Genomic DNA, 3,202 nt, shown 5'->3' on the forward strand with positions numbered 1-3,202 from the left:
CGAACATGCCGACCGAAAAAACCGCGTCGAAGGTTTCTTCGACGTCGTGGTAATCCTGCAGCCGGATCTCGATCGGCAACCCGGCGCACAGCTGGCGTGCGTAGTCGGCCTGCTCCTGGGAAATGGTGACGCCCACGCCGGACACGCCGTAGCGTTCGGCGGCGTACTTCAGGGCTTCGCCCCAACCGCAGCCGATATCGAGCACGTGCTGGCCCGGGCGCAGCCCGAGCTTGCGGCAGATCAGGTCGAGCTTGGCTTCCTGCGCCGCATCCAGGTCCGTCGCATCGCGCCAATAGCCACAGCTGTAGACCAGGCGGCGGCCAAGCATCGCTTCATAGAGGTCGTTGCCGAGGTCATAGTGGCGCTTGCCAACCTCGAAGCTGCCATTGCCGGCCTGCAGGTTGAACAGACGCGCCTTGAGCGCGTCGGCGACTTCGCGCCAGCCGTGCACGCGATCGTCCAGGTGTGCCTGCATCAGGTGATACAGGAAGTCGTCCAGCGCGGCGGCGTCCCACTGGCCGTCCATGTAGCTCTCGCCCAGGCCGAGTGAGCCGTGGGCCATGACCCGCGTGTAGAACTGCGGGTCATGGACGTGGATGTCATGCGGCCGGTCACCGTCGACGGTGATTCCCGCGTCGTGCAGCAACAGCGTCACTCGTCGTTGCAGTCCCGCGTCCACGTCGCCTCCGTCGATCAGCCCTGGGCAAACAATCCCGCATACGCCGCACCGACATGCGGCGCCAGTACGTTGGCCGGCACATCCACGGTCTGGGTGCCATCCGAATACGGCCCCACCTGGTAGGGCGGGAACACGAAGCGTACCGCGCTGATCTTGCCATCGGTGCCGGTCAGCGGCTGGAACTGGCTGAAGTTCTCCGCGCTCGGCTCGGTGCCGTCGGCGATCATCCGGCTGGCGCTGCGCAGCGATTCCTGCAGTTGGCCCGGCTCCATGTCTTCGCTGCTCAAGCGGGTGGCCACGCGCTCGCGCAGCTGGTCACCGATGTAATCGCTGACCGCCTTCCAGCCCTTGGCATCTGCCACCAGCTTGTCGGCGGTGAGCATCTGCTGCTGTTCGGGCAGCCACACGAAGCGCGCCACCAGCGGCTCGCCATGGGCACCGCCGGTGTAGCGGCTGCCATCGGCGCTCACCACCACCAGTTGCGGGGTTTCCAGCACTTTTTCGAAGCTCAGCGACAGCTCGTAGGGCATGGTCGGCTTGTCGTTGCCCAGACCATCGACGGCCTGCTGCAACTCGCCGCGCGCGGCAGTGGCGTAATCGGCCAAGGCCTTGGCCAGGCCCGGGTACTTGGCGATATCGGTCGGGTAGCTGATCCCGATGACGGCCTGCGGCGTGTTTTCGATCACGTCGCGCAGCTCAACCGGCGCTGCGGCGACAGGCGTTTCAATGTTCGCCGGCTGCGTGGCGGTCGCGCCATCGGCCGGTGCCGTGGCGGTGTCGCCCGCGTCGCGCTTGCAACCCGCCACCAGCACCAGGCCCACGGCCATGGCCAACGCGCTGGCGCGCAGCGCGCGACGGTTTACTACGATGTTCATTGCAATCCCCTTGTTGAAACCCAGCATCATGGTGTGTCGTCCCTGAAGCGAGACCGCCCGCGGTCAACCGGCGAGCAGGTCGTCGTATTCCTCGTGTCGTTGCATGAAGGCTTCGGCGTAGGCACACGCCGGCACCACTTTGTATTTGTGTTCGCGCGCATAGCGTAGCGCCACCTTGGTCAACTCCCCGGCAATACCGCGCCCGGCGATCGGCTCAGGCACCTCGGTGTGGGTGATGACCATCCGCTTCTGTCGTTTCAGCGACGTGATCTGGTAGTCCAGCAGCGCCAGGTGCCCCTGGATCCGGGCCTGGAAACGGTGGTTGGCCAGATCGTGCTCCACCTCGTACGCCAATCCGGGCGGGGTGACCGAAGCCATGGGCGGTGTCTCCTGCGGCAACTGACGCGATAGTGCGCAGCGTAGCGCCATGATCGCGTGAAGCCTGAACAGGGGCAAGCAGCGACGCTGAGCGTCACTTCCGGACCCCGTGCCCTTCCCGGGCAGGACGGGGGCACCGGCGCCTTGCCACGCGGCCGGTCATCGCCATGCCGCCATCAAAGCGCGGTGCTGGGCGCCGCTAAAGTCTCGTTGGTTCAAGCCGATACCGGTAGCGGACAGGGCGTGAAAGCTGGCACGAGTTTTGCGACACCTGCCTGCCCGAATCCGTTTTACCAGGAGGTCCTCATGGACAACGCACCTACCTCCCCGGCCCCGGCCGACGCCGACAGCTCGCTGCTGGAAGGCCTGTTCCAGCTGGCCGTGAACGGCCAAACCAACGGCTGGGAATTCGATCAGATCGACAACGAGGTCTACGCCCGCCTGCTCAGCGCGTACGGCACCGACGGCAAGAAAGTAGCGTAACGCGTCGTTTGCAGGGGGCACGACCCACGGTCGTGCCCTTCCGCCGGCTGCTGCCGGCGTTCCTGGACCCGGCAGGTGCCGACCGTGGATCGGTACGTCTGCATCCCGGCATCACCCCAGCGGACGGAAGCTCGGGTTGCTCAGCTCGCGCAGGAAGTGCTCGAAAATCGCCGGGCGCATCGCCAGCATGAAGATCACCCCGAACGCGGCACCGGCCAGGTGCGCGCTGTGGTTGATGCGGTCGCCGCCACGGCGATCCATCCAGATGCTGTAGCCCACATAGAACGCCGCGTAGATGATCGCCGGCGCCGGGATGAAGAACACGAAGATCACGCTCCACGGGCTGAGCAGGATGAAGGCGAACAACACCGCCGACACCGCGCCCGACGCGCCCAGGCTGAGGTAGTTCGGGTTCTTCTGGTTCTTCAGGTAGCTGGGCAGGATCGACATCACCAGCGCGCCGAGATAGAACGCCGGATAGGTCAGGTAGCTGCCGGTCAGCTGGATCATCACCGACTCGATCTGGCCGCCGAAGAAGAACAGCGTGATCATGTTGAACGCCAGGTGCGCCAGGTCCGCGTGGATGAACCCGTAGGTCACCAGGCGGTCGTACTGGCGGTGGCGGTCCACCGCCGGCGGCCACAGGATCAGGCGGTCGCCGAGCTTGCGGTTCTTGAACGCCATCCACGACACGATGACGGTGATGGCGATCAGCAGCAGGTTGACGGGGGTCATGTCAGGGCTCAGGCCGTACGGTAGTTGTCGACCATACGATAGCGCCTGGCAT

General features: G+C 65.4%; 5 protein-coding genes. 1 reads left to right on the top strand and 4 read right to left on the bottom strand.

The features are described from left to right. From ACXJKH_RS17555 to ACXJKH_RS17565, 3 genes are all read right to left on the bottom strand, one after another. On the bottom strand, positions 1 to 679 hold a 679-nt coding region (locus tag ACXJKH_RS17555; RefSeq protein ID WP_457321243.1), incomplete at its 3' end, for a class I SAM-dependent methyltransferase. A 14-nt stretch (positions 680 to 693) separates the two neighbouring features. Beyond that, entirely contained in the window at positions 694 to 1,581 is an 888-nt protein-coding gene (locus ACXJKH_RS17560) for a DUF3298 domain-containing protein (RefSeq protein WP_457321247.1), read from the bottom strand. 36 nt (positions 1,582 to 1,617) lie between these two features. Further along, entirely contained in the window at positions 1,618 to 1,932 is a 315-nt protein-coding gene (locus tag ACXJKH_RS17565) for a GNAT family N-acetyltransferase (RefSeq protein ID WP_457321245.1), read from the bottom strand. Between the two features lie 306 nt (positions 1,933 to 2,238). Here ACXJKH_RS17565 and ACXJKH_RS17570 point away from each other — a divergent pair, with 306 nt between their 5' ends. Beyond that, positions 2,239 to 2,415, top strand: coding sequence for a hypothetical protein (locus ACXJKH_RS17570; protein ID WP_256775574.1), 177 nt, complete (start codon positions 2,239 to 2,241; stop codon positions 2,413 to 2,415). 111 nt (positions 2,416 to 2,526) lie between these two features. Here ACXJKH_RS17570 and ACXJKH_RS17575 read toward each other — a convergent pair whose 3' ends face one another. Further along, positions 2,527 to 3,150 carry a rhomboid family intramembrane serine protease gene (locus ACXJKH_RS17575; protein WP_256775575.1) on the bottom strand — a complete coding sequence of 208 codons (624 nt, stop codon included), beginning with the start codon at positions 3,148 to 3,150 and terminating at the stop codon, positions 2,527 to 2,529. Positions 3,151 to 3,202 lie beyond the last annotated feature (52 nt).

It is taken from the genome of Stenotrophomonas sp. P5_B8 (assembly GCF_054049855.1).

Coding starts and splice junctions, on each gene's coding strand:
- ACXJKH_RS17560 (WP_457321247.1), bottom strand. CDS start 1,581: ATGCTGGGTTTCAACAAGGGGATTGCAATGAACATCGTAGTAAACCGT.
- ACXJKH_RS17565 (WP_457321245.1), bottom strand. CDS start 1,932: ATGGCTTCGGTCACCCCGCCCGGATTGGCGTACGAGGTGGAGCACGAT.
- ACXJKH_RS17570 (WP_256775574.1), top strand. CDS start 2,239: ATGGACAACGCACCTACCTCCCCGGCCCCGGCCGACGCCGACAGCTCG.
- ACXJKH_RS17575 (WP_256775575.1), bottom strand. CDS start 3,150: ATGACCCCCGTCAACCTGCTGCTGATCGCCATCACCGTCATCGTGTCG.